This window comes from Cryobacterium sp. TMT2-42-4, assembly GCF_004402645.1.
GTDB lineage: Bacteria > Actinomycetota > Actinomycetes > Actinomycetales > Microbacteriaceae > Cryobacterium > Cryobacterium sandaracinum.
Genome location: NZ_SOFT01000011.1, coordinates 244864 through 271057, shown reverse-complemented (window position 1 = coordinate 271057; position 26194 = coordinate 244864). Strand labels below are relative to the sequence as shown.

At 68.5% G+C, this 26194-nt stretch carries 23 protein-coding genes; 17 read left to right on the top strand and 6 right to left on the bottom strand.

What is annotated here, in order from left to right:
* Window positions 1-94 precede the first annotated feature (94 nt).
* Window positions 95-1474 carry a site-2 protease family protein gene (locus E3O18_RS03565; protein ID WP_198410884.1) on the top strand — a complete coding sequence of 460 codons (1380 nt, stop codon included), beginning with the start codon at window positions 95-97 and terminating at the stop codon, window positions 1472-1474.
* A 139-nt stretch (window positions 1475-1613) separates the two neighbouring features.
* On the opposite strand, the gene E3O18_RS03560 is transcribed toward E3O18_RS03565, so the two are convergent.
* A complete protein-coding gene (locus E3O18_RS03560) occupies window positions 1614-2813 on the bottom strand; it encodes an acetyl-CoA C-acetyltransferase (protein WP_134396386.1) in 1200 nt (399 codons plus the stop codon).
* 141 nt (window positions 2814-2954) lie between these two features.
* On the opposite strand from E3O18_RS03560, the gene ispG reads away from it, so the two are divergent.
* Window positions 2955-4115: a flavodoxin-dependent (E)-4-hydroxy-3-methylbut-2-enyl-diphosphate synthase gene (gene ispG, locus E3O18_RS03555; RefSeq protein WP_174720143.1), complete on the top strand. Its 1161-nt coding sequence runs from the start codon at window positions 2955-2957 to the stop codon at window positions 4113-4115.
* 364 nt (window positions 4116-4479) lie between these two features.
* On the top strand, window positions 4480-6243 hold the full coding sequence (locus E3O18_RS03550; protein ID WP_174722104.1) for a proline--tRNA ligase: 1764 nt from the start codon (window positions 4480-4482) through the stop codon (window positions 6241-6243).
* A gap of 21 nt (window positions 6244-6264) precedes the next feature.
* Here the strand turns inward: E3O18_RS03550 and E3O18_RS03545 are convergent, their stop codons facing one another.
* Window positions 6265-7086: a DUF1206 domain-containing protein gene (locus tag E3O18_RS03545; protein ID WP_134398751.1), complete on the bottom strand. Its 822-nt coding sequence runs from the start codon at window positions 7084-7086 to the stop codon at window positions 6265-6267.
* A 155-nt stretch (window positions 7087-7241) separates the two neighbouring features.
* Here E3O18_RS03545 and nusA point away from each other — a divergent pair, with 155 nt between their 5' ends.
* From nusA to rbfA, 4 genes are all read left to right on the top strand, one after another.
* On the top strand, window positions 7242-8255 hold the full coding sequence (gene nusA / locus E3O18_RS03540) for a transcription termination factor NusA (RefSeq protein WP_134396382.1): 1014 nt from the start codon (window positions 7242-7244) through the stop codon (window positions 8253-8255).
* Between the two features lie 8 nt (window positions 8256-8263).
* Window positions 8264-8521, top strand: a complete 258-nt coding sequence (locus E3O18_RS03535) for a YlxR family protein (RefSeq protein ID WP_134417472.1) — start codon at window positions 8264-8266, stop codon at window positions 8519-8521.
* Between the two features lie 76 nt (window positions 8522-8597).
* Window positions 8598-11453, top strand: coding sequence for a translation initiation factor IF-2 (gene infB, locus E3O18_RS03530; RefSeq protein ID WP_134396378.1), 2856 nt, complete (start codon window positions 8598-8600; stop codon window positions 11451-11453).
* 98 nt (window positions 11454-11551) lie between these two features.
* Window positions 11552-12124 (top strand): 30S ribosome-binding factor RbfA, encoded by a 573-nt coding sequence (gene rbfA / locus E3O18_RS03525; protein ID WP_134396376.1) that lies wholly within the window; start codon window positions 11552-11554, stop codon window positions 12122-12124.
* Between the two features lie 101 nt (window positions 12125-12225).
* Here the strand turns inward: rbfA and E3O18_RS03520 are convergent, their stop codons facing one another.
* Window positions 12226-13080 (bottom strand): A/G-specific adenine glycosylase, encoded by an 855-nt coding sequence (locus tag E3O18_RS03520; protein WP_166784675.1) that lies wholly within the window; start codon window positions 13078-13080, stop codon window positions 12226-12228.
* Between the two features lie 79 nt (window positions 13081-13159).
* Between E3O18_RS03520 and E3O18_RS03515 the strand changes: the two genes are divergently transcribed.
* Window positions 13160-13816: a hypothetical protein gene (locus tag E3O18_RS03515; protein ID WP_134396374.1), complete on the top strand. Its 657-nt coding sequence runs from the start codon at window positions 13160-13162 to the stop codon at window positions 13814-13816.
* 22 nt (window positions 13817-13838) lie between these two features.
* On the opposite strand, the gene E3O18_RS03510 is transcribed toward E3O18_RS03515, so the two are convergent.
* The gene (locus tag E3O18_RS03510) at window positions 13839-14843 is read right to left on the bottom strand and encodes a ketopantoate reductase family protein (RefSeq protein ID WP_134396373.1); all 1005 of its coding nucleotides are present in this window, start codon (window positions 14841-14843) and stop codon (window positions 13839-13841) included.
* 63 nt (window positions 14844-14906) lie between these two features.
* On the opposite strand from E3O18_RS03510, the gene truB reads away from it, so the two are divergent.
* From truB to E3O18_RS03490, 4 genes are all read left to right on the top strand, one after another.
* Window positions 14907-15950, top strand: a complete 1044-nt coding sequence (gene truB / locus E3O18_RS03505; RefSeq protein WP_134396371.1) for a tRNA pseudouridine(55) synthase TruB — start codon at window positions 14907-14909, stop codon at window positions 15948-15950.
* On the top strand, window positions 15947-16315 hold the full coding sequence (locus E3O18_RS03500) for a hypothetical protein (RefSeq protein WP_134396369.1): 369 nt from the start codon (window positions 15947-15949) through the stop codon (window positions 16313-16315). Before truB ends, E3O18_RS03500 begins: the two co-directional genes overlap by 4 nt.
* 99 nt (window positions 16316-16414) lie before the next feature.
* Entirely contained in the window at window positions 16415-16858 is a 444-nt protein-coding gene (locus tag E3O18_RS03495) for a hypothetical protein (RefSeq protein WP_134417470.1), read from the top strand.
* The gene (locus E3O18_RS03490; RefSeq protein ID WP_134396365.1) at window positions 16855-17784 is read left to right on the top strand and encodes a bifunctional riboflavin kinase/FAD synthetase; all 930 of its coding nucleotides are present in this window, start codon (window positions 16855-16857) and stop codon (window positions 17782-17784) included. Before E3O18_RS03495 ends, E3O18_RS03490 begins: the two co-directional genes overlap by 4 nt.
* Window positions 17785-17978: 194 nt before the next feature.
* On the opposite strand, the gene E3O18_RS03485 is transcribed toward E3O18_RS03490, so the two are convergent.
* Window positions 17979-18911 (bottom strand): ROK family protein, encoded by a 933-nt coding sequence (locus E3O18_RS03485; protein WP_134396363.1) that lies wholly within the window; start codon window positions 18909-18911, stop codon window positions 17979-17981.
* Window positions 18912-19037: 126 nt separating this feature from the next.
* Here E3O18_RS03485 and E3O18_RS03480 point away from each other — a divergent pair, with 126 nt between their 5' ends.
* Genes E3O18_RS03480 through E3O18_RS03465 form a run of 4 tightly spaced genes read left to right on the top strand, consistent with a single transcriptional unit; the run spans window position 19038 to window position 23497 of the window.
* Window positions 19038-19988 carry a sugar-binding domain-containing protein gene (locus tag E3O18_RS03480; RefSeq protein ID WP_134396361.1) on the top strand — a complete coding sequence of 317 codons (951 nt, stop codon included), beginning with the start codon at window positions 19038-19040 and terminating at the stop codon, window positions 19986-19988.
* A 26-nt stretch (window positions 19989-20014) separates the two neighbouring features.
* Window positions 20015-21034 carry a deoxyribose-phosphate aldolase gene (gene deoC, locus E3O18_RS03475; protein WP_134396359.1) on the top strand — a complete coding sequence of 340 codons (1020 nt, stop codon included), beginning with the start codon at window positions 20015-20017 and terminating at the stop codon, window positions 21032-21034.
* A 52-nt stretch (window positions 21035-21086) separates the two neighbouring features.
* Complete coding sequence (locus tag E3O18_RS03470; RefSeq protein ID WP_134417468.1) at window positions 21087-22637, top strand: aldehyde dehydrogenase family protein; 1551 nt, start codon at window positions 21087-21089, stop codon at window positions 22635-22637.
* Window positions 22634-23497, top strand: a complete 864-nt coding sequence (locus E3O18_RS03465) for an aldehyde dehydrogenase family protein (protein WP_134396355.1) — start codon at window positions 22634-22636, stop codon at window positions 23495-23497. Before E3O18_RS03470 ends, E3O18_RS03465 begins: the two co-directional genes overlap by 4 nt.
* A gap of 15 nt (window positions 23498-23512) precedes the next feature.
* Here E3O18_RS03465 and E3O18_RS03460 read toward each other — a convergent pair whose 3' ends face one another.
* Window positions 23513-24817: a zinc-dependent metalloprotease gene (locus tag E3O18_RS03460; RefSeq protein ID WP_134396481.1), complete on the bottom strand. Its 1305-nt coding sequence runs from the start codon at window positions 24815-24817 to the stop codon at window positions 23513-23515.
* 190 nt (window positions 24818-25007) lie between these two features.
* Between E3O18_RS03460 and E3O18_RS03455 the strand changes: the two genes are divergently transcribed.
* Window positions 25008-26111: a S16 family serine protease gene (locus tag E3O18_RS03455; protein WP_134396354.1), complete on the top strand. Its 1104-nt coding sequence runs from the start codon at window positions 25008-25010 to the stop codon at window positions 26109-26111.
* Window positions 26112-26194 lie beyond the last annotated feature (83 nt).

Below are 26194 nucleotides of genomic sequence, written 5' to 3'. Positions count from 1 at the left end.
GGGACCTCCTCGTGGATCCGTGAAGTCAAGCAAACCACACCTTGCAGGACGAACGGCCAGCGCCCTCGCAGGGTGGAGTGGGTAATCTACGACTGTGGAAACCGTGCTGCTGTATATTCTGGGCGTTCTGATCGTCGTGGTCGGCCTTGCCCTGTCCATCGGCCTGCACGAGATCGGCCACCTGCTTCCCGCCAAGCTCTTCGGCGTCAAGGTCACCCAGTACATGATCGGTTTCGGCCCCACTTTATGGTCCCGTCGCAAGGGTGAGACCGAGTACGGCGTGAAGGCCATCCCGCTCGGTGGCTACATCGCCATGATCGGCATGTTCCCGCCGGCCCAAAAGGGCGGCCGAGTGCAGGCATCCAGCACTGGCTTCTTCAACCAGCTGGTACAGGAGGGCGAACCGGAAAAGAAGCCCAGCGCCATGGCCACCATGGTCGACGACGCCCGCCAGTCCAGCGCCGACACCGTCGGTGAGGGCGAGGAGCACCGCGCGTTCTACCGCCTGCCCGTCTTCAAGCGTGTCATCATCATGCTCGGCGGGCCCACGATGAATCTCCTCATCGCGGTCGTGCTCTTCGCCGTGCTCCTGATGGGCTTCGGAACGGCCCAGGTCAGCACCACCGTCGGCAGTGTGTCCGAGTGCGTGCTGCCGGCCACGAGCGCCCGGCAGACCTGCGAACCGACCGACGAGAAGGCGCCCGGCGCCGCGGCCGGCCTGCAGCCGGGCGACCGCCTGGTCAGCATGAACGGCACCCCGATCGACAGCTGGGACCAGTCCACCGAGATCATTCGCGAGTCGCCGGGCATCCCGCTTGCCACCGTCGTCGAGCGCAACGGCACCCAGCAGACCCTGACCATCACCCCGAAACTCACCGAACGCTACGTGAGCGATGCCGACGGCGAGATCGAAGAGGATGCCGCCGGCGAGCCGAGGACCCAGGAGATCGGCTTCGTCGGAATCGGCCCGGCTGGCGAGCTCGTGCCGCAGCCGGCGACCGCCGTGCTGCCCGCGGTGGGCGAGAACATCGGCGCGGTCGTGCACATGATCGCGAACCTGCCGCAGCGCATGATCGATATCGCCAACGCGGCCTTCGGACCGGGGGAGCGCGACCCCAACGGCCCGATCAGTGTGGTCGGGGTCGGCCGCGTCGCCGGCGAGATCGCCAGCATCGACGCCATCCCGGTGAACAGCAAAATCGCGAGCATGCTGGGGCTCCTGGCCTCACTCAACGTGGCCCTGTTCGTGTTCAACCTGGTGCCGCTGATGCCGCTCGACGGCGGACACGTCGCCGGCGCGCTCTGGGAAGGGTTGCGGCGTCAGCTCGCCAAGCTGTTCAGACGCCCCGACCCGGGCCCCGTCGACACGGCGAAACTGATGCCGCTCACCTTCGCCGTCGTGGTGGTGCTCGGTGCCATGAGCCTGCTGCTGATCTACGCCGACATCGTCAAACCGATCAACATCTTCGGCTGACCCGCGGCGCGTCCCGGCGCAGCTCTCAGCGGCTCTGCCCGGCGAGATTCACCGAAAATGCCGAGAGTCGCCGTTCCGCCAGGTCAACTGGGCAGAAACGGCGACTCTCGGCGTCTGCGAGCGGCGTCCGGTACGGGCGTTAGCGCGAGAGCAGCAGCGCCTCACCCTGGCCGCCGCCGCCGCAGAGGGCGACGGCGGCCTTGCCGGTGCCCCGCCGGGCCAGCTCGAGCGCCGCATGCAGCGCGAGGCGGCCGCCCGAGGCCCCGATCGGATGCCCGAGGGCGATCGCGCCGCCGTGGATGTTGACCTGCTCGGGGGAGAGGCCGAGCTCCCGGGTCGATTCGAGCGACACCGCGGCGAAGGCCTCGTTGATCTCGACCAGGTCGAGCTCGTCGGCCGCCCAGCCCTGGCGCTCCAACGCGCGGTGGATCGCGTTCGCCGGCTGTGAGTGCAGCGAGTTGTCGGGTCCGGCGACCTGGCCGGAGGACTCCACCACCGCCAGCCAGCTGAGCTCATTGTCGTCGGCGAAGCGGCGGCTGCACAGCACGAGGGCGCTGGCACCGTCGCTCAGCGGCGACGAGTTGCCGGCCGTGACGGTGCCGTCCTCGCTGAAGGCCGGGCGCAGCCGGCCCAGCGTCTGCGTGGTGCTGTCGCCGCGCACACCCTCGTCCGTGGTGACCAGAAGCGGCTCGCCCTTCCGCTGCGGAACGCTGATCGGGGTGATCTCGTCGTCGAAGACGCCGTTCGCGGCGGCGGCGGCGGCGCGCTGGTGCGAGGCGGCCGCGATGGCATCCTGGTCCGCCCGAAGCAGGCCGAGCCGCCCGTTGACATGCTCGGTGGAGAGGCCCATCGAGAGGCCGTCGAAAGCATCCGTCAGCCCGTCGCTGGCGGCGTGGTCAAGCATGGTGACGCTGCCGTAGGCCCAGCCCGTGCGCGAGCCGGGCAGCAGGTGCGGGGCGTTCGACATCGATTCCTGGCCGCCGGCCACGACGACATCCGCTTCACCGAGACGGATGATCCGGGCCGCGTCGATCACGGCGGCCAACCCCGAGAGGCACACCTTGTTCAGAGTCATCGCCGGAACGTTCCACGGGATGCCGGCGCCGATCGCGCTCTGCCGGGCCGGGTTCTGGCCGGAGCCGGCCTGCAGGACCTGGCCCATCAGCACGAACTGCACCTGGTCGGGTGTCACGCCGGCGCGGGCGAGCGCACCAGTGATGGCAGCGGTCCCCAGCTGCACGGCGGTGAGGCCGGCGAGCTGCCCGTTCACCCGCCCCTGCGGTGTGCGCGAGCCCGCGAGGATGACGACGTCGCTGCTGTTCACGGCACTGTGGTTCATAGCGGATCTCCTTCAGAAGACCGATCGGGCCGAGGGCCGATCGGGTAGGTGTGGCGATGCGTTCCGGCGGTGGCCCCGACCGTCGGGAGTCATCCGGCATCCGTTCAGATTTCGCCCGGTCTCGCCGCGTAAGCTGTCGCCGTGGCTGCAATCAACCTGGGAATGCCCAAAGTACCTGAAGTACTCGCTCCGCGTCGCAAGACGCGTCAGATCAAGGTCGGCAAGGTACTCGTCGGCGGTGACGCGCGCGTGAGCGTGCAGTCGATGACGACGACGCCGACCACGAACATCAACGCGACCCTGCAGCAGATCGCCGAGCTGACGGCATCCGGCTGCGACATCGTGCGCGTCGCCGTGCCCAGCCGCGACGACGCCGAGGTGCTGCCGATCATCGCGATGAAGAGCCAGATCCCGGTCATCGCCGACATCCACTTCCAGCCGAGCTACGTGTTCGCCGCGATCGACGCCGGCTGTGCCGCCGTGCGCGTCAACCCGGGAAACATTCGCAAGTTCGACGACCAGGTCGGCAAGATCGCCGCCGCGGCCAAAGCAGCCGGCGTCTCCCTCCGCATCGGCGTCAACGCCGGCTCGCTCGAGCCGAGCCTGCTGCAGAAGTACGGCAAGGCCACCCCGGAGGCGCTCGTCGAGAGCGCCGTCTGGGAAGCCAGCCTGTTCGAGGAACACGACTTCCACGACTTCAAGATCTCCGTCAAGCACAACGACCCGGTGATCATGGTCAAGGCCTACCGGCTGCTCGCCGAACGCGGCGACTGGCCCCTGCACCTCGGCGTCACCGAGGCCGGACCGTCGTTCCAGGGCACCATCAAGAGCGCCACGGCGTTTGGTATCCTGCTCGGCGAAGGCATCGGTGACACCATCCGGGTGTCGCTGAGCGCGCCCCCGGCCGAGGAGATCAAGGTGGGTCTGCAGATCCTGCAGTCACTGAACCTGCGCGAGCGCAAGCTGGAGATCGTGTCCTGCCCGAGTTGCGGTCGCGCGCAGGTCGACGTGTACAAGCTCGCCAACGACGTCACCGACGGCCTCGAGGGCATGACCGTGCCGCTCCGGGTTGCCGTGATGGGTTGTGTCGTGAACGGTCCGGGCGAGGCCCGCGACGCCGACCTCGGCGTGGCGTCGGGTAACGGCAAGGGCCAGATCTTCGTGCGCGGCGAGGTCATCAAGACCGTGCCGGAGTCGGAGATCGTCGCGACCCTGATCGAGGAGGCCAACCGGATGGCCGCCGAGATGCCGCCGAGCGAAGACTCCCTCGGCGCTCCCGTCGTGACGGTCGGATCCAACTAGTCGAGATCCACCGAGTTCGGCGAGTCCCCTTCGCCAAGTCGCGTCGCTGGGCCAGCCGCGCATACTCGTCATGGGCATCCGTCGTCACGTCAACGCGGAGATTTTTGGGAAACACCGGTTTTGGCGCCGCATTGTGCGGCGTGTTGCGAAAAAATCTCCGAGGTTAGCGACCGGCCGCAACGGATGCCCGAGGCGGGAGCCTCCGCACGTCGGGTCGCCAGGTCTCGGCGAGCTCGACCACCGCTGGCGGCACCTCGGTCAGACGGTTCGCGGCGCTGGTTGCGGAAGCCGGCGGACCGCGGAACGGGCGCCGCCGTCCACCGGGTGCGCCGCGACGTCTGTCCGCGCGCCGTAAAGTAGGTGAGTGCCTACTCGTATGTCCAACTACTTCCTCCGTACCCTCCGCGAAGACCCCTCGGACGCCGAGGTCACCAGCCACCGCCTGCTGGTGCGCGCCGGCTACATCCGCCGCCAGGCCCCCGGAATCTTTGCGTGGCTGCCGATCGGCCTGCGCGTCAAGGCCAAGATCGAGACGATCGTGCGCGAGGAGATGGCCGCGGCCGGCGCCTTCGAGGTGCACTTCCCGGCCCTGCTGCCGCGGGAACCCTACGAGATCACGGGCCGCTGGGACGAATACGGCGACGGCCTCTTCCGGCTCACGGACCGCAAGGGCAGCGACATGCTCCTCGCCCCCACCCACGAAGAGGTCTTCACACTCCTCGTGAAGGACCTTTACAGTTCCTACAAGGACCTGCCCCTGTCCATCTTCCAGATCCAGGACAAGTACCGCGACGAGGCCCGATCCCGCGGCGGACTGCTGCGCGGTCGCGAATTCACGATGAAGGATGCCTACTCCTTCGACTACACGGATGCCGGCCTCGACACGAGCTACCAGGCTCAGCGCGACGCCTACGAGCGCATCTTCACCCGGCTCGGCCTCGAGTACGTCATCGTTCAGGCGGATGCCGGCGCAATGGGCGGCTCCAAGAGCGAAGAGTTCCTGCACCCGACCCCGGTCGGCGAAGACACCTTCGTGCGGTCGGCCGGCGGCTACGCGGCCAACATCGAGGCCTTCCGCACGATCGTCCCGCCATCGATCGACTGGGCTGGCTTCCCCACCGCCGAGGTCTTCGACACCCCGGACACCCCCACCATCCAGACCCTGGTCGACCGGGCCAACAGCGACCATCCGCGTCCCGACGGCCGCGCCTGGACCGCCGCGGACACCCTCAAGAACGTCGTCCTCGCGCTGATCCAACCCGACGGCACCCGTGAACTCCTTGTGATCGGCCTCCCCGGCGACCGCGAGGTGGACCTCAAGCGCGTCGAGGTGGCCGTCACCCCCGCCGAGGTCGAGGCCGCGAACGAAACGGATTTTGCCAAGTTCCCCGGGCTGGTCAAGGGCTACATCGGACCCTGGAGCGCGAACGGAGCGGTGTTCGGTGAGAAGTCGACCACCGGCATCCGCTTTCTGGTTGACCCGCGCGTCGTGGAGGGCACCGAGTGGATCACGGGCGCGAACGAGCCCGGCCGCCACGTCTTCGGTCTCGTCGCCGGCCGGGATTTCGAGCTGGGCGGCACCGTCGAGGCCGCCGAGGTTCGCGTCGGCGACCCCGCGCCCGACGGCTCCGGCCCGGTGGAGCTGGCCCGCGGCATGGAGATCGGCCACGTTTTCCAACTCGGCCGAAAGTACGCTGAGGCGCTCGGGCTCAAGGTTCTCGACGAGAACGGCAAGCTCGTCACGGTCACGATGGGTTCCTACGGCATCGGCGTCACCCGCATCCTCGCCACCATCGCCGAACTCAACAACGACCCGAAGGGCCTGATCTGGCCCGAGACGGTCGCACCGTTCGACGTGCACGTGATCGCCACCGGCCGGGATGATGTCGTCTTCGAGACTGCCGAAACCGTTGTCGCCATGCTGGAAGGCATCCAGCGCGACGTGCTCTACGACGACCGCCGCAAGGTGTCGCCGGGCGTCAAGTTCGGCGACGCGGAACTGATCGGCATCCCCGTCATCGTCATCGTGGGCCGTGGAGCCGCCGACGGCATCGTGGAACTCTGGGACCGCCGCACCGGTGATCGCACCCAGGTGGCCGTTGCCGAGCTGGCCGCCAACGTCGCCTGAGTGCCCGGCCCGGCTGAAGGTTCAGAGGCGGGCGAGCCGGGCCCGGGCGAAGCAGTACACGCCATAAGCGATCACTCCGGCGCCGACCAGCACCAGGATTGCCACCCCGAACGGCAGCGCCACGAGTGACTTCAGCGCACCGTCCATGCCGGTGGCCTTCTCCGGGTCGAGCGTGAAAGCCGCCACGGTGAAGAGGATGCCCACGGCGGACAGCGCGATGCCCTCCGCTATGTAGCCCACGGTTCCGAGGATGACGACCACCGTGCCGGCCGGGCCGCCGGGCACCGTGATGCTGTCGGTGAAGCCGTGGCTGGCCCCGCGGTGAACGAAGACGCCGCCGATCGAGACCACGGCCAGGCCGGCGACGAAGAGCAGCACGACGCCCCCGGGAATCGACAGCAGTCTCGCGGTCGAGTCGCTGGCTGTTTCCGACGAGCTTGCCGAGGCTCCGCGGGCGAACGTGAACGCCGTCCCCGCGATGAACAGGAAGACGACACCCTTGCCGATCAGGACGGCGCGGTGGGCCCACTTGCGTTTCGGATCTTGGGCGGGTTCAAGGAACACCTGTACCAGATACCAGAGGCCGAGCGAGGACAGGCCGAGAACCACCGTCCAGAGCACGAACACGCCGCCGGGGGTTTGGGCCAACTGCCCGAGCGCGCCAGACTGGTCTGCCGACTCGCCACCGGCGCCCGTTGCCACGCTGATTGCGATGGCGCCGATCATGACGTGAAGCAGGCCGTTCACCGCATAACCGGCGCGGGCCAGAAGTTGGAAGGTGCGGCTGCCCTCGGCGGTGCGTGCAGCATGCTGAGCGTTGTCAGATACGGAATCGGCTGCCATCCGCCCAGCGTAGCGCCGCGTGCGGGCCGAGGGGAAGGCGGTTTCGGCGCGGAACGGGCCGGGGACGGGTGACGGGCGTCCGGGGAGTCGGCTAATCTAAGACGAGCCCGTTGCGCAGTTTCGCGGCGGCAAGATCTGAATAGAGGAGGCCGGCCATGGACATCGACCTCAGCGTGTTGCGGCAGTTGGAGCGCGAGAAAGAGATTCCCTTCGAGGAACTCGTGCGGATCATTGAGCAAGCAATTCTGACGGCCTACGTGAAGCACACCCAGCAGGGTGAAGTCTCCACGAAGCAGGCCGTCGAGGAAGAGCCGGAAGCGCGCGTCGTCCTCGACCGCAAGACCGGCCACGTCGACATTTTTGTGCCCGAACACGACGAAGAGGGCAACGTCGTCGGCGAAGCCGTCGACAACCCCACCGACTTCGGTCGCATTGCGGCCTTCGCGGCCAAGCAGGTCATCAACCAGCGCCTGCGCGACCTGGCCGATGACGCTGTGCTCGGCGAATTCAAGGGCCGCGAGGGTGAGATCGTCGCCGGGATCATCCAGCAGGGTCCGAACCCGCGCATGATCCACGTCGACTTGGGCACGATCGAGGCGATCCTGCCGCCCGAGGAGCAGGTGCCGAGCGAGAGCTACGTGCACGGACAGCGCATTCGCGTCTATGTCACTGCCGTCGGCAAGGGCCTCAAAGGCCCGCAGATCACCGTGTCCCGCACGCACCCCTCGCTGGTGCGTCGGCTGTTTGCCCTCGAGGTGCCGGAGATCGCCAGCGGCGTCGTCGAAATCGTCTCGCTTGCCCGTGAGGCCGGTCACCGCACCAAGATGGCCGTTCGCGCCACGGAGCCCGGCGTCAACGCCAAGGGCGCCTGCATCGGCGAGCTCGGCCAGCGCGTGCGCGCCGTCACCGTGGAGCTCAACAACGAGAAGATCGACATCGTCGACTACTCGCCAGACCTGGCCACCTTCGTCGCGAGCGCACTGTCGCCGGCCAAGGTCACCAGTTCCTATGTGATCGACGAATCGATCAAGGCCGTCCGAGCCCTCGTTCCCGACTACCAGCTGTCACTGGCGATCGGCAAGGAAGGCCAGAATGCGCGCCTCGCGGCCAAGCTCACGGGTGCGAAAATCGACATTCAGCCGGACAGCATTCTGGAGGACACGGAATAGGGGGTACGATGGATCCCGTTAGAACGTGCATTGGATGCCGTTTGCGCGCTCCGCGATCCTCACTTCTGAGGGTTGTGGCCCGAGAATCGGAACTCGTGGTGGATGAAACCGCCACTCTGCCTGGGCGAGGTGCGTGGTTGCATCCCACTACCGCGTGCTTCCAGGACGCACTGCGGCGACACGCTTTCGGGCGTGCCCTTCGCGTGACCAGTTCAATGGACGCGAATCAACTAGAGAACAGGCTGAACAGGCTTATGGATAACTAATGAGCGGCTCGAAATGAGACCCGTCCGTTACTAACGGTCTGCCCCTTTCCGGGTGCAGACCCGGAACAGGAGAATTGTGGCTGCGAAACCACGCGTACACGAGATCGCTAGCGAGCTCGGCGTCGACAGCAAGGTTGCCCTTGCTAAATTGAAAGAGATGGGCGAGTTCGTCAAGGGCCCGTCCAGTAGCGTCGAACCCCCGGTAGCGCGCCGTCTGCGCGCCGCCCTGGCGGCCGATGGCTCCAGCACCGCGGCTCCCGCCGCCACTGCTACAGCCCCAGCGGGCACCACCCCCGTCGCCGCGACAACCCCCGCGAAGCCGGGCGGCGCACGTCCGTCCCCGGCAAAGTTGGCCGTCAAGCCGGGTGCACGTCCCGTCGTCGAGGTCCCCGCAGCTGCGCCCGCCGCGGACGCCCCGCCGATGCCGACTGCCCCGCTCACCGTCGCCGAGCGTCAGGCTCAGGCTGCCGAGAAGGCCGCCGCCGCCGAGAAGGCTGCGGCCGCCGCGATCGTCACCGAGACCGTGACCGCGACGGATGCCCCGGTCGCCAAGACCGCGGGTGGCGCTTCGGGCGCAGCCAAGCCCGGTGCGTCCGTGCCGAAGCCGCCGACGGCTCGTCCGGGCAACAATCCGTTCGCCAGCAACCAGGGCATGGGCAAGACCCCGAGTCCGCGTCCCGGCAACAACCCGTTTGCGAGCGCGCAGGGCATGGGCCAGCGCCCGCCGTCCACGTCTTCGCCCAGTAACATTCCGCGCCCCGCGGCCCCGCGCCCCGGTGCACCTCGTCCGGGTGGCCCCGGGCAGGCTCCGCGCCCGACCGGTTTCGGTCAGCGTCCGGGTGCGTTCCAGCGTCCCGGTGGCGCTCCGGGTGGTGCCGGCGGCGCACGCCCCGGCTTCCAACGTCCTGGTGGCGCCCCGGCCGGAGCCCCCGGCTTCGGCCCGCCCCGTCCTGCCGGTGGTGGCGGCGCCGGTGGTCGCGGTCGCGGCCCCGGCGGCGGAACCGCTGGTGCGTTCGGTCGCGGTGGCGGCAAGAACAAGGCCCGCAAGTCCAAGCGGACGAAGAGAGCAGAGTTCGAGCTGCGCGAGGCTCCGTCGCTGGGTGGCGTGAGCGTACCCCGCGGCGATGGCGGAACCGTGGTGCGTCTGCGCCGCGGTGCGTCCATCACGGACTTCGCCGACAAGATCGACGCGAGCCCCGGAAACCTGGTCACGGTCCTGTTCCACCTCGGTGAGATGGCCACGGCAACCGAATCGCTCGACGAGGCCACGTTCGACGTGCTCGGCTCCGAGCTCGGTTACAAGATCCAGATGGTCTCTCCCGACGACGAAGACCGCGAGCTGCTGCTCGCCTTCGACATCGACATCGACCAGGAGCTGGAAGACGAGACGGATGACGAGCTTGTCGCCCGTCCCCCCGTCGTCACCGTCATGGGTCACGTCGACCACGGTAAAACCGCGCTCCTGGACGCCATTCGCAATGCGAAGGTGGCCGCGGGCGAAGCCGGCGGAATCACGCAGCACATCGGTGCCTACCAGGTCATCACCGAACACGAGGGCATTGAACGCGCCATCACCTTCATCGACACACCGGGCCATGAGGCGTTCACCGCCATGCGTGCCCGTGGTGCCCAGGTGACGGACATTGCGATCCTCGTGGTCGCGGCGGACGACGGCATCATGCCGCAGACGATTGAGGCGCTCAACCACGCCCAGGCCGCCAACGTGCCGATCGTGGTTGCAGTCAACAAGATCGACAAGCCCGGCGCCAACCCGCAGAAGGTGCGCCAGCAGCTCACGGAGTTCGGTCTCGTCGCCGAAGAATACGGTGGAGACGTCATGTTCGTCGACGTGTCGGCGAAGCAGGGCACCGGCATCCAGGAAGTCCTGAACGCCGTGCTCCTCACCGCTGACGCCGGTCTCGACATGCGGGCCAACCCGGACAAGGACGCTCGCGGCGTGGCCATCGAGGCTCGCCTCGACAAGGGTCGTGGCGCCGTGGCGACCGTGCTCATCCAGTCGGGAACACTGAACGTCGGGGACTCCATCGTGGCGGGCACGGCCTACGGCCGCGTTCGTGCGATGGCAGACGAGAACGGAGTGCCCGTGCTCGCCGCAACCCCGTCCCGTGCCGTCCAGGTTCAGGGCCTCTCCAGCGTTCCGCGTGCCGGCGACACCTTCCTGGTGATCCAGGAAGATCGCACGGCTCGTCAGATCGCCGAGAAGCGCGAAGCCGCCGAGCGCAACGCCCTGCTGGCCAAGGCCCGTAAGCGGATCAGCCTCGAAGACTTCACCCGTGCACTCGAAGAGGGCAAGGTCGAATCACTCAACCTCATCATCAAGGGTGACGTTTCCGGTGCTGTTGAAGCCCTGGAAGAGTCGCTTCTCAAGATCGAGGTCGACGATTCGGTTCAGCTGCGCATCATCCACCGTGGTGTCGGTGCGGTCACGGAAAGCGACGTCAACCTCGCCACCGTCGACAACGCCATCATCATCGGCTTCAACGTGCGCCCCGACACGAAGGCACGCGAACGCGCAGCCCGTGAAGGCGTGGATGTGCGCTTTTACTCGGTCATCTACAACGCACTCGAGGACATCGAGAACTCCCTCAAGGGTATGCTCAAGCCCGAGTTCGAAGAGGTGCAGAGTGGTGTCGCCGAGATCCGCGAGGTATTCAGCTCCTCCAAGTTCGGAAACGTCGCCGGCGTCATCGTACGGTCGGGCGTCATCACGAGGAACGCCAAGGCGCGGGTCATCCGCAACGGTGTCGTCGTGGGAGACAACCTGGGCATCGAGTCGCTGCGCCGGTTCAAGGACGATGTCACCGAGGTCCGCACGGACTTCGAGTGTGGTATCGGCCTGGGCAAGTTCAACGACATCCAGATCGGTGACGAGATCGAGACGATCGAAATGAAGGAAAAGCCGCGGGTCTAACGACCTACGGAAGATGGGTGCGGGTTTCGCCGGGTTCCTGAACAGGGACGAGGCGGGGCCCGCTCCTTCGGTAGTTTTTCGACAATAGGAGTTAGACAATGGCAGATCCGGCACGCGCCAGGAAAATGGCCGACCGCATCAAGGTCATCGTGGCCAAGCGCATCGAACGCGGACTCCGCGATCCGAGGCTCGGTTTTGTGACCATCACCGACGTGAAGGTGACCGGTGACCTGCAGCACGCCTCGGTGTTCTACACGGTCTACGGTTCGGCGGAGGAACGAGCCGACAGTGCGGCAGCGCTCAAGGCGGCCACCGGCATGCTGAGGAGCGAGGTCGGTAAGAACATCACCGCCCGGCTGACGCCGTCGCTCGAATTCATCGCGGACGCCATCCCGGAGAATGCGGCCCTGATCGACGACCTGCTGCGTGAGGCGCGCGAGCGCGACACTCAGGTCGAGGAGCAGGCTCGGACGGCGAAGTATGCCGGCGACGAGGACCCCTACGTCAAGCCGCGCGAATTCGACGAAGACGAAGACGACGACGACGACGAGGACGAAGGTGACGACGACGACGAGGACGACGACGTGGCGCAGCCCGCGGGCGGCCAACATGCCGAAGTTCCCGCCGAAGTTCCCGCCGACGTTCCCGCCGGTTCGGATTCGCAGAAGTAAGGATGCACCACCTGCCGGTCAGTGACCGGCCGGCCGTGCCGGCCCGCACCATCCGTCAGCGGTGTGCGGGCCGGTTCGGCCTTTTTCGCGCCCGAAGGGGCTTATCCCTGCGGCAGGATGTACTCCCCGGGCAAGGTGGCAACGGCGAGGCCGTCGGACAGCAAGCCCGCCAAAGCCCGGTCGCGCTGCGGTGAGTCGGCCCACAGGCCGGTGATCTCGGCATCCGTCACCGGGTGCCGCGTGGCGCGAAGCTGGGCCATGATCAAGCCTCGAACCTTTCGGTCACTGCCCTCGAACTTCTTCTGCACGGCTTTGCGCGGGCCGGAATAGGGCGGGTAGTCCGCCAGGCGCCAGGCGCAGGCGGCGCGGATGGGGCAGTCATCGCACCGGGGGCTCCTGGCGGTGCAGACCACGGCGCCCAGCTCCATCATGCCGGCGTTGAATACGGCGGCGTCGCTCACGGGGAGAGGGAGCAGCGCGCTCATGGCGTCCAGGTCGCGGGTGCGGCTGGGTGGGGCCGGTTCGGCCTGGCCGGCCACGGCGCGCGCGATGACCCGCCGGGTGTTGGTGTCGACGACCGGATGCCGCAGGCCGTAGGCGAACGCGGCGACCGCCCTGGCCGTGTAGTCGCCGATCCCGCTGAGGGCCAGCAAGGCGTCGACGTCGGCGGGGACCACCCCATCGTGCCGCTCGGTGATCTCCACCGCGGCCGCGTGGAGCCACAGAGCCCGGCGAGGGTAACCCAGGTTTGCCCAGGCGCGCACCGCCTCGCCGGGCGGGACCGCCGCGAGGTCACCCGGTGTCGGCCAGCGCTCGAGCCACTCCGCGAGGCGGGGAATCACCCGGTTCACCGGGGTCTGCTGCAGCATGAACTCGCTCACCAGCACACCCCAGGCGCCGAAGCCGTGCCGGCGCCAGGGCAGGTCGCGGGCATTGCCCCGGAACCAGGCGTTGATGGCGAGGCTGAGGGCAGGGGAGCCGGCTGCAGGAGCGAGCGTGAGCGTGGCATTCACCGTTCTAACCTAGGCTCGAAAGATGCAGCTTGCCTCCACTCCCCGGATCGAGTTCCTGCGGGAACTCACGACCGAAATCCTTGGCGTCTACGGGCTCGGTCGCACGGTCGTCGCCATCGACGGCACGGAGGCCGCGGAGCGCGCCGCTTTCGCCGACGACCTGGCCGCCGTGTTCGGTGAGCGGGAGCATCCGGTGTTCTCAGCCTCCCTGCGCGATTTCCGGCGGTCGCGCGCGGAGCAGGAGCGCTTCGGCCCGGAATCTCCCGAGCGGCTGCTGCGCCACCTGTACGATTTCTCGCTGCTGCGGCGCGTGCTGCTCGACCCGTTCCGGCTGGGTGGCAGCACCGGTTTCGTCACGCGGGCGTTCGACGCCGACCGGGATGCCTGGATCCAGCCGACCTGGCTGACCGGGCCGTCCGACGCCACGCTGATTCTCGACGGCGAGTACCTGAATCGCAAGGAGTTGCGCGACCTATGGTCGTATAGCGTTCTGGTGGAGACCGAGGCGGACGCTGTGCGCTTCGGACCAGGCGGTGCCGAGGACGCCGGCACGGTCACCGAACACGAGGTCGCCGACCGGCTGTATCGCGGCGAGGTGCGTCCGCGCGGCCGGGCCACGGCCATCGTCGACGTGAGCAACCCGGCCGACCCGCGCCGTGTGTTCCTCGACAGCTGCTGATCGGGGTCACGGGTCGCGACGGTCAGTGGCGCAGCGCCGCGAACCGCTCGAGCACGTCGTACGGTGCCAGCGGCACCCCGCGTGCCTCGACCTCGTGCACGAGAGTGGTCAGCAGCTCGTTCACGGGCGCCCGCACGCCGGCCAGGGCGGCTTCCCGCACCACAGCGCCGTTGAGAAAGTCGACCTCGGTGAGCTGCCCGCGCTTCAGGCTCTGCTGCGTCGAACCCAGGTTCGGCACGTCGCCCATGCGGGCCTTCAGCCTCAGCGGCAGCACCTGGCCAAGGGCCGGCGGCAGCCGCGAGAAGGCTCTCAACGGCCGGTCGCCGAGCCCCTGCAGGCTGCCGAAACGCACCCCGCGCTTCATCCCCACCCCCACGGTCTCGCGCATGCTCTCGGTCATCACGCGGCGCAGCCCGGCGTGGTCGATGACATTCTGAACGCTCATCCCGGTGATCGCGGGTAGTGCGTTGAGCATGTTGACGACGAGTTTGGTCCACTGGGCGCCGACGAAGTTGTCGAGGGCGACGGTGGGCACGGCGCCGGCGAGCACGTCCCGCCAGGCGAGCGTGGCGGCATCCGCGGCGCCGGTTCCCCGGCCCAGATAGGTGGGCGCGGCGGTTGTGATCGTCACTTGTCCGGGTGCCGCGTAGTTCGCCGCGATGATCGACAGGGCGCCGAAGCAGTCCGAGCGGGGCAGCAGAGAGCCCGCGGTGCGCACCCCGTCGAGGCCGTTCTGCACGACGATCACGGGGGAGCCGTCGAGAACCCGGACGTTCTCGCCGATGGCCGCCGCCGCATCCTGGGCCTTGGTGCAGATGAGCGTCAGCTGAGGAGTTCGGGCCAGACGTTCGAGCGCGAGCGGATGCTGGCGTACGGTTCCGAAGGCCCCGGTCAGGGAAATTCCCTCGGCCCGGATGGCCGTAAGCGCCGGTCCGCGCGCTGTCACGGTGACCGTATGACCGGCCCGGGCGAGCAGGGTCGCGAACGTGCCGCCGAGGGCGCCGGCTCCGATCACCGCAATATCCATCCCCCCAGCCTAGGTCGCGCCCGATGGGTCAGCGCCGGGCCGGGGCCGGATACCATGTCAAGAATGAACGAAGCATCCGGCGGGCCAGCCAGCGAACCGACAGTCGAACGGACGCCCGGGCAGCGGTCGACGAAGGTCGGCGCCACCGTCAGCGGCCTCCTCCTGGTCGACAAGCCCCAGGGCTGGACCAGCCACGACGCCGTCGCCCGCACCCGCCGCCTGGCCGGCACCCGCAAGGTCGGTCATGCCGGCACGCTGGACCCGATGGCCACCGGCCTGCTGGTCCTCGGCATCAACAGTTCCACCCGCCTGCTGACGTACGTCGTCGGCCTCGACAAGGAATACCTGGCGACAATTCGACTGGGTGCGTCGACGACGACCGACGACGCCGAGGGTGAAGAGCTGGCGCGGGCATCCGTCGACGCCGTGGCCGCCGTCACGCCAGAAGCCGTCGCGGCCGGAATCGGCGCCCTCACCGGCGCCATCGCGCAGCAGCCCAGCTCCGTCAGCGCCATCAAGATCGACGGCAAGCGCGCCTACGCCCGGGTGCGCGCCGGCGAAGAAGTGGACCTGCCAGCCCGCCCCGTCACCGTGAGCGCGTTCGCGCTGCTCTCCCTGACCCCGGCCGACGGGTTCCTCGACCTCGAGGTGCGGGTGGAGTGCTCCTCCGGCACGTACATCCGGGCGCTGGCCCGCGACCTCGGCGCCGCCCTTCATGTCGGCGGCCACCTCACCAGCCTGCGCCGAACCCGGATCGGCCCGTTCGGCATCGACATGGCCCAGCCGCTCGCCGAGCTCGACGTCGCCGCCGGACTGATCGGCCCGACGGATGCCGCCACGCGCATCCTGGGACGCCTCGACCTGACAGAGCAGCAGGCCATCGACCTCGGACACGGCAAGCGCATCGCGGTGGACGGTGCAGTCGGCACCGACGCCGAAGCCGGCACCGCGGTGCCGGTCGGCCCGGTGGCCGCGGTCGCGCCGGACGGCCGGTTGGTCGGCCTGGTCGAGTACCGTGGCGACCACGCCAAGTCCCTGCTCAACTTCCCACCCGATCAGGTCGCCGATGCCCCGCAACCCGCGGCAGCCCCGGAGGCCACCGCATGATCGAGTGGTTCATGTGGCTCCAGCTGGCTGTGGCCACCCTCACCGGCCTGCTCTGCATCGCCCTCGGCTTGGCCGGGCGCAAACCCAGCGACCTCACCATGGGTGCCACCGCGCTCGTAGAGCTGCTGCTGATCGTGCAGCTCGTCGTCGCGATCGTCGCCCCGCTCACGGGCAACACCGCGACCGGCAGCCTGCTCGAGTTCTACACCTACCTGATCAGCGCCATTCTCGTGCCCGTGGCCGCCGCAGCCTGGGCGCTGATCGAACGCAGCCGCTGGAGCACGGTCATCCTGGGCGTCGGCGGGCTGGGCGTGGCCGTGATGGTCTACCGGATGTGGCAGATCTGGACCGTCCAGGGCCTGTGAGATCCAGGGTCTGTGAGATTCAGGGCCTGTGAGATGCAGGGCCGAGAAGTCCGGCGCCCGTGAAATCGGATCCACGGATGCTGCGATAATCAGTAAGCCATGACCGCACAGCAGAGCAACGCCGCAGGGACGCCCGCCCAGACCGCTCGGCCGACCCCGGTGACCGGCATCGGACGCGTGCTGATCGCCGTCTACGGCCTCCTCGCGCTCGCCGCCACGGGCCGCTCCTTCGTGCAGATCGCCTCTAAATTTGCCGAGGCACCGTTGTCCTACTCACTGTCCGCTCTGGCCGCGGTCGTCTACATCGTCGCCACGGTGGCCCTGATCAGGAGCGGCGGACGCTGGCGCCGGGCGGCCTGGATCACGATCGGCTTCGAGCTCGCCGGCGTGCTTGTGGTCGGCACCCTCAGCCTCGTCGACCCGGCCCTGTTTCCGCACGACTCGGTCTGGTCGCTGTACGGCCGCGGCTACCTCTTCATCCCGCTCGTGCTGCCGGTCCTGGGCATGTGGTGGCTGTCCCGGAGCGGGAAGGTGCGCGAGTGAAGGTGCTGCGCGGCGTAGCCGACATCCCGGCCGACTGGCCGGCCTCCGCGGTCAGCATCGGCAAGTTCGATGGTGTGCACGCGGGGCACCGCGCGGTCATCGCCGAGTTGCAGGCACTCGCCGACAGCGCCGGACTGGCCTCCGTGGTGGTGACCTTCGACCGGCATCCGCTCGCCGTGCTTGCCCCCCAGGAGTGCCCACAGACCCTGATCAGCACCGAACAGAAGCTTGCCCTGCTCGCCGAGACCGGCGTGCGCGCCACCCTCCTGCTCGAGTTCACCGCGGCGTTGGCCGCTCTGTCGCCCGAGGACTTCATTGAGAGCATCCTGGTGCAGGGGCTTCACGCGCGCACCGTTCTGGTCGGCCGCGACTTCCGGTTCGGCGCTCGCGGCGCCGGCGATGTGCACCTACTGCAGGAGCTGGGGGACCGGTTCGGGTTCACCGTGCGCCTGATCGACGACGTGAAACCAGACCGGATGCGCCGGGTCTCGTCGACCTGGATCCGCGAGCTGCTCTCCCGCGGCGAGGTCGGCGCGGCCACCACGCTGCTCGGGCACAACCCGACCGTGCGCGGCGAGGTCGTGCACGGTGCGAAGCGGGGTCGCGAACTCGGCTTTCCCACGGCCAACCTGTCACCGGCGTCCGAGGGGCTCATCCCCGCGGACGGGGTCTACGCGGGCTGGCTGACGGATGCCGGTCTCCGCTACCCGGCGGCCATCTCGGTGGGCAACAACCCCACCTTCGACGGTGTGGCGCAGAAGCAGGTCGAGGCCTTTGTGCTCGACCAGGACATCGACCTGTACGACCATGTGGTGGAGGTGTCCTTCGTCGAACGTATCCGCGGCATGGTCGCGTTCACCGGAATCGAACCGTTGATCGTGCAGATGCACGACGACGTGGACAAGGTCCGCGGCATCCTGGCCTGACCGGGCATCCTGGCCTGACCGGGCATCCTGGCCTGACCGGGCATCTCGCTGTTGCGAGCCGGCTACTTGGTCAGGCGGCTGCCTTTCGGGCCGTTGCACCAGCTGACCGGCGGCTGGACCTGGCCACTCGCCTTCCTGATCGGCACCGCCCTGGCCGCTGCCCTCGCCGACGCCGTGCAGCGGGCGCGGGCGCCTCAGGCGACCAGATCGGCGCGGTGGATGAGCGCCGCGGCGCCGATCAGTGGGCCGTCGCCGGAGAGAGCGGATGCGACGACGCGCACCCGGGTCGCGAAGGAGAACACCGTGCGCTCGGCGACGGCCGCTCGCACGTAGTCGAACAGGTCCGGCGTGACGTGTGAGAAGCCGCCGCCGATCGCCACCACGTCGAGGTCCACGAGGTTCGTCGCGGAGGCGATCGCCTGGCCGATGGCCTGGCCGCAGCGCTTGACCGCACTGATTGCGATCGGGTCTCCTGCGGCGTACGCGGCCGAGAGATCTTCGCCGGTAAGGCCCGGCCAGCCCTCGGCGCGCGCCCAGGCCACGGTGCGCGGTCCGGACGCGACGGCCTCGAGGCATCCGGTGCCGCCGCAGGCGCAGGCGTCGTCGAACCCGCCGACTTCGATGTGCCCGATGTGCCCGGCGTTGCCGGTGGCCCCGGAAACGGTGGACCCACCCAGGATCAGGCCGCCGCCGACGCCGGTGGACACGACCATGCCCATCAGGCTGTCGGCGCCCCTCCCGGCGCCGAGCCAGTGCTCGGCGAGCGTGATGCAGAGGCCGTCCAGACGCAGGCGCACGGGCGCATCGGGCACGAGGGCCGCGACACGGTCCCGTAAGGGGTAATCCCGCCAGGCCGGCAGGTTCAACGGAGAAACCGTGCCCGTGTCCACGGTGATCGGTCCGGCGGTGCCGATGCCGACGCCGAGGAGGGCGTCTCCGGCCGGCAGGCTCGCTCGGGCGCGCGTCACGACGGTCCGTACACTGTCCGCGAGTTCGTCGGCGGTTTTCACCGGGCCGGTGGGGGCGCGGTGCCGGCTGGCGGCGAGCACGACCCCCTGCTCGTCGACGAGTGCGGCTTCAACCTTGGTGCCGCCGAGGTCGACGGCGAGAGCGTAGCTGGTGGGCATGAGATCAGCCTAGGGCGTGCTGAGATGCGGTGTCGATGCCCGAATGCGCAGATGAGCAACATGGCCAACAGGCGTTGATCGGGGGAGACCGGAGACTTAGGCTGGACCCGAACGGAACGGAGCACCATGACGGACACCGACGAACTCTTGTCCATTCGCGCGGCCGAGCTCTACTATGAGGAAAACAAGACGCAGGACGAAATCGGCACCGTTCTCCGCCTCACCCGCTGGAAGGTGGGCCGGCTCCTCGCCCAGGCCAAGGCCAGTGGCTTCATCCGCATCGAAATCGTGCATCCGCGCGCCCGTCGCCTCTCCATCGAACGCCGGCTGCGCGAGACCACGCACCTGACGGATGCCATCGTCGTCTCCTCCGCCGGCGTCTCCACTGACGAAGAACTCCAGTCCCGCACTGCCCAAGCTGCCGCCGACTACCTCACGGGCCTCCGCCCGGTGCCGCGAACGTTCGGCATCAGCTGGGGCCGCACCCTGCACGAGGTGTCGCTGCACCTGGCCCAGGGCTGGGCCAACGGCGTCAACGTCGTGCAGATCAACGGCGGAGTCAGCCTCAACCGGCGCGCCGGCACCGCAGCCGCGACGGCCGTCACCATCGCTCACAAGGCCTCGGGGGCGGCGACGCTGCTGCCGAGCCCCGCCATCCTCGAGCGCCTCGACACCAAGATCGCGATCGAAGCCGACCGCTCCGTCGCCGCCGTGCTGAACCTCGGCTCCGCGGCATCCGCCTACCTGTTCAGCGCCGGCCAGGCCGACCAAAACTCGGCTCTCGTCGACAGCGGCTACCTCACCGCGGAACAGGTCGCCGAGCTCGTACGCAAGGGCGCGGTCGGCGACATCGTCGGCCGGTACATCGACAGCAACGGCAACATCGTCGACCCGGAACTCAACGGCCGCACCGTCGGCATCCAGCTCGAAGCGCTGCGTCACGCGAAGACCGCCATCGCCGTGATCACCGGCGGCTCCAAACACTCCATCGCCCGCGCCGTCGTCGGCAGCGGCCTGTGCACAGTGCTCGTCACCGACGAAGACACCGCACTCGCCATCCTCGGCGAAAACGCATGACCGCACCCCGACCGCAAGGACAATTCATGACTACCAGCCAAACGGCCATGGCCCAGCTGAACACCGGGGAACGCGCCCTGGCGCTCATCGGCGGCGAAGCCACGGATGCGAATCTGCGGCGTTACCTGCACGGCATCCCCGGCATCGACGCCGTCGGCTTGGAGCAGCGTGCCGCCGACCTCGGCACCCGCTCGATCAAGACCAGCTCGAAAAAGTGGGCGATCGACAAGATCATCAGCCTGATCGACCTCACCACCCTCGAGGGGGCCGATACCCCCGGCAAGGTGAAGTCCCTGGTCGGCAAAGCCCTCACGCCCGACGCCGGCGACCTCAGCTGCCCTCGCGTGGCCGCGGTCTGCGTCTACGGCGACATGGTGCCGCACGCCGTCGCCGCTCTCGGCTCCGCGCACTCCGCGGGCACGGATGCCGGCGTGAACGTCGCCGCCGTCGCGACCGCGTTCCCGAGTGGGCGCGCGTCCCTCGCGATCAAGCTGGCCGACGTGCACGACGCCGTCGCGGCCGGCGCCGACGAGATCGACATGGTCATCGACCGTGGTGCGTTCCTGTCCGGCAGGTTCGGCCAGGTCTACGACGAGATCGTGGCGGTCAAGCAGAGCTGCCGCCGCCCCGACGGCAGTTTCGCCCACCTCAAGGTGATCCTCGAGACCGGGGAGCTCACTACCTACGACAACGTGCGCCGCGCGTCGTGGCTGGCCATTCTGGCCGGCGGCGACTTCATCAAGACCTCCACCGGCAAGGTGCCCGTCGCGGCCACCCTGCCCGTGACCCTTTCCATGCTCGAGGTCGTGCGCGACTGGCATCGCCTCACCGGGGCGAAGGTCGGTGTGAAGCCGGCCGGCGGCATCCGCACGTCTAAAGACGCCACCAAATACATCGTGACCGTCGCCGAAACCGTGGGCGAGGAATGGCTCACGCCGAGCCTGTTCCGGTTCGGGGCGTCGAGCCTGCTGAACGACGTGCTGATGCAGCGCCAGAAGATGACCTCCGGACACTACTCCGGCCTTGACTACGTGACGATCGATTGAATCTCGACAAGCTCGATCACCGACAACTCGATCAACCTTGATTGGAATAACCATGAGCTTTCTTGACTACGCTCCGGCCCCGGAGTCCCAGGCCGTGCTGAACCTTCGGGGGGACTACGGACTCTTCATCGACGGGGAGTTCGTCGCCGGTCGGGGCGAGCCGTTCCAGAGCATCAACCCGGCCACCGAGAAGCAGATCGCAATGATCGCCCACGCCGACGCGGCGGATGTCGACGCGGCGGTGGCCGCCGCCCGTCGCGCCTACGACAAGACCTGGTCGAAGCTCTCCGGCAGCGATCGCGGCAAGTACCTGTTCCGCATCGCCCGCCTTGTGCAGGAGCGGGCCCGTGAGCTTGCCGTCGCCGAGACCCTCGACAACGGCAAGCCGATCAAGGAGAGCCGCGACGTCGACGTGCCTCTGGTTGCCGCCTGGTTCTTCTACTACGCCGGCTGGGCCGACAAGCTCGACCACGCCGGGGTCGGCCCGACGCCGTCCGCGCGGGGCGTCGCCGCCCAGGTGATCCCGTGGAACTTCCCCCTGCTGATGCTGGCTTGGAAGATCGCCCCGGCCCTCGCCGCCGGCAACACGGTCGTGCTCAAGCCGGCCGAGACCACCTCCCTGACCGCGCTGCTGTTCGCCGAGATCCTGCAGCAGGCCGACCTGCCCGCCGGCGTAGTCAACATCGTCACGGGCGGCCGCGACACCGGCAAGGCCCTCGTCGGGCACCCCGGCGTCAACCTCGTCGCGTTCACCGGCTCCACCGGCGCCGGCCGGGCCATCGCCCGCTCGGTCGCCGGAACCGACAAGAAGGTCATCCTCGAGCTCGGCGGCAAGGCCGCGAACATCGTCTTCGACGACGCGCCCATCGACCAGGCGATCGAGGGCATCGTCAACGGCATCTTCTTCAACCAGGGCCACGTCTGCTGCGCGGGCAGCCGCCTGCTCGTGCAGGAGTCGATCCACGACGATGTCATCGACCGCCTCAAGGCGCGCCTGTCCACGCTGCGCCTCGGCGACCCGATGGACAAGAACACCGACATCGGCGCCATCAACAGCGCCGAGCAGCTGGCCCGCATCCGGGAGCTCACCGACATCGGCGAGCAGGAAGGCGCCGAGCGCTGGAGCCCGGACTGCGTGCTGCCCGAGGCCGGCTTCTGGTTCAGACCGACCATCTTCACCAACGTCTCCACCAGCCACCGCATCGCCCGTGACGAGGTATTCGGTCCGGTGCTCTCCGTGCTGACTTTCCGCACCCCGGCCGAGGCCATCGCCAAGGCGAACAACACGCCGTACGGACTGTCCGCCGGAATCTGGACCGAGAAGGGCAGCCGGATGCTGGCCGTCGCCGACAAGTTGCGTGCCGGCGTGATCTGGGCGAACACGTTCAACCGCTTCGACCCGGCCAGCCCATTCGGCGGCTACAAGGAGTCCGGCTACGGGCGCGAGGGCGGCCGTCACGGGCTTGCCGCCTACCTCAAGCCCGCCACGGGTCGCGCGGCCGCGCGCACCGTGACGGCCGCGCCCGCGGCATCCATCGCACCGGCCGCTGCTTCGCCGGCCGCGGAGAAGACCCCCGTTTCCCGAAAGAAGGCAGCCAAGTGACCCGCCTCGCCGTTCCCAAGACCTACAAGCTCTACCTCGGCGGCAAGTTCCCGCGCAGTGAGTCGGGCCGGGTCTACGAGATCCGTTCCCATGACGGGGAATTCCTCGCCAACGCCGCGAAGGCCAGCCGCAAGGATGCCCGGGACGCCGTCGTCGCCGCCCGCTCGGCCCTCGGCGGCTGGGCCGACGCCACGGCCTACAACCGCGGTCAGGTGCTCTACCGCATCGCGGAGTTGCTCGAGGGGCGCCGGGCCCAGTTCGTCGCCGAAATCGTGCAGTCGGAAGGAGTGAGCACCGCGGCAGCATCCGCCCAGGTCGACGAGGCCATCGACCGCTGGGTCTGGTACGCCGGCTGGGCCGACAAGTACCTGCAGGTGGCCGGCAACGCCAACCCGGTTTCGGGACCCTACTTCAACCTCACGGTGCCGGAGCCCACGGGCGTCGTCGCCATCATCGCGCCGCAGACCGGGGGTTCCCTCCTCGGTCTCGTCAGCGCGGTCGCCCCGGCGCTGGTCTCAGGCAATACCGTGGTCGTCGTCGCGAACGAGGCCATGCCGCTCTCGGCGATCAGCCTGGGCGAGGTGATCGCCACGAGCGACGTGCCCGGCGGCGTAGTCAACATCCTCACCGGGTCTCCCGCCGAGATGGCGCCGTGGCTGGCCAGCCACGCCGACGTCAACGCCCTCGACCTGGTTGGCGCCGGCGATCTCGACTGGATCCACCTCGAGATCGACGCGGCCGAGACGCTCACCCGGGTGCTGCAGCCCGAGAATGGTCCGGATGCCGCGAGTCCCTCCCTGGCGCGCGTCCTGGCATTTACCGAGACGAAGACGATCTGGCACACGAAGGGCCTGATCTAGCCCGCGCCCGCCACGCTACGCCTCGTGCGGCCGCTCGGTGTCGTCGTCGCGCAACAGGTCTTCCAGAGCCTGGTCCACCTCGTCGAGCACGGGCTCGGCTCCGGCCGCCGAGCTGGTCAGACGGGCCACGAGGGCCTGTGGGTCGTCGAGGTCCGCTGACGAGGGCAGAAGGTCCGGGTGGGCCCACAGTTCGTCGCGCTTCTCGTTGCCCACGGCATCCGTCACGGCCTGCCACAGCGCGGCGGCCTCGCGCAGACGCCGGGGCCGCAGCTCGAGCCCGACCAGGGTGGCGAACGCCGACTCGGCGGGGCCACCGGATGCCCGGCGCCGCTTCACCGTCTCGGCGATCGCATCCGCGCGGGGCAGCCGGCTCGTGGCCTCGAGGGTGACGACATCGACCCAGCCCTCGATCAGGGCGAGCATCGTCTCGAGCCGGGAAAGCGCGGCCAGCTGGGCCTCGCTCTTCGGCGGGATCAGCGAGCCGTCGACCATGGCGGCGCGCAGCTCTTCCGGGTTGGCCGGATCGAAGCCGTCGGCCAGCTGCTCGAGGCGGCTTGAGTCGATGTGGATGCCGCGGGCGAAGTCGGTGATCGAGCTGATCAGGTGCAGGCGCAGCCAGCGGGAGTGGCGGAAGAGGCGCGCATGGGCGATTTCGCGCACCGCGAGGTAGATCTGCACCTGGTCGGCGGGAACGTCGAGGCCTTCCCCGAACGCGGCCACGTTCTGGGGGAGCAAAGCGGCCTGCTGGTCGCTGAGCAAAGGGATGCCGACGTCTCCACCGGAGACGACCTCGCTGGACAGCTGACCCACGACCTGGCCGAGCTGCATGGCGAACAGGGTGCCGCCGATGCTGCGCATCACCTGGCCGGCACCGGCCATCATGCCCTTGAGTTCTTCCGGGGCCTGATCGGTGAGCACCCGGGTCAGAGAGTCGGAGATGCTGGTCGCGACGGGCTCGGCGAGCTGGGTCCAGAGCGGCATGGTCGCGGTGACCCATTCCTTACGGGTCATCAGGCGCGGAGGGGTGGTGAGCTCGGCGACCGAGATCACCTCGTCCAGCCAGAGGGAGGCGATGTGGAATGCCTGGTCGAGGGCGGCGCGTTCGGCCGAGGTCACGTCGAGCTGGCTCTGGGCCGCGCGCTCCTGGCCCTGGTTGAGGGCGGCATCCCAATTGATGGATCCGTCGCCGCCGCCGCGCAGAGCACCCTGCAACTGATTCATCAGCGCGGAAATGCTCGCCGGGTCGCTGGGAAGCCCCGCCGCGCCGGCCAGCTGGCTCGGGTCGATGGACGACTTCCCACTCAGGATGTCGCGCAGCATGTCCCGAAACTCATCTTCGGGATTGTGACCCTCGTCGGGTCGGGAGTCGTCGTCGGCCACTTCAGGCACCTCTCAGTCGCGTCCTCCTACGCTAGCCGGAGATCCCCGGCGCGGACTGGGAAATGACCTACGCTGGTAAACCGGTGTCCGCCTGCCGCGAACAGCCAGCACATTCCCTGGAAGGAGACCGGTGGCCCTCTTCACCGATCACCCAGTACAGCCGCCCGACCGATCCGCGCGCGCCGTCGGGGCAGGCTGGGTGGTGCTCGGGATCGCGATGGTCATCGGCCTCATCCTCGCCGTGACGCCGTCACCGTATGTGATCGAGAAACCAGGACCGGTCTACAACACCATCGGCACCGCCGAACAGGATGGCCAGCAGGTGCCGCTCATCTCCATCTCCGGCGAACCCGTCTACCCGACCGAGGGCAGCCTCGACCTGCTGACCGTGTCACTGGTGGGCAACCCCGACAACCGGCCGAGCTGGCTGACGGTCGCCGCCGCCTGGCTCGACCCGAACCAGGCCGTGATCCCGATCGAGTCGGCGTTCCCGCCCGACGTGAGCACGAAGCAGCGCGAGGAGCAGAGCCAGGTGCAGATGGTGAATTCGCAGCGGGATGCGATCGCCGCCGCTCTGACCAGCCTCGACTATGACTACCCGACGATCCTCTCGGTTGTCTCCCTGCCCGGCGACTCGCCCGCCGAGGGAGCCATCGAAGCCGGCGACGAGGTGGTCTCGGTGAACGGTGAGGAGGTCGCCGACATCACGGCCCTGCGAGACGCGCTGACGCGAAACGGGGTCGACGACGCCGCCTCCATCGGAATCATCCGGGACGGCGCCAGCGAGACGGTGCAGGTCACCCCGGTTGAATCGGGCGACGCCGTCGTGGTGGGCATCAATGTGACGAGCGACTACGACTTCCCCTTCGACGTCACGATCGAACTCGACTCGGTCGGCGGGCCCAGCGCGGGCATGATGTTCGCCCTCGGCATCATCGACACGCTCACCTCCGGCTTTATTCAGGGCGGTGAGGACGTCGCGGGCACCGGCACGATAAACCAGGCCGGCGAGGTGGGTCAGATCGGCGGTATCCGACAGAAGCTAATCGGTGCCGACCAAAGCGGCGCCCATTGGTTCCTCGCGCCCGCCGGCAACTGTGACGAGGTTACCGGTCACGTTCCCGACGGGATGACGGTCTTCTCCGTTGACACCCTCGACGACGCGCTGGCCGCGCTGGACGCCATCCGCACCGGTGCGGACACCGACGCGCTGGAGCAGTGCACACTCGGCTAACCCCGGGTCGCTGCCCAGCGAACGTGCGGCTTTCGTTCGGGGCGGCTGTCTAGAATGTACGTTGACCGCCGATTTCGAGATCA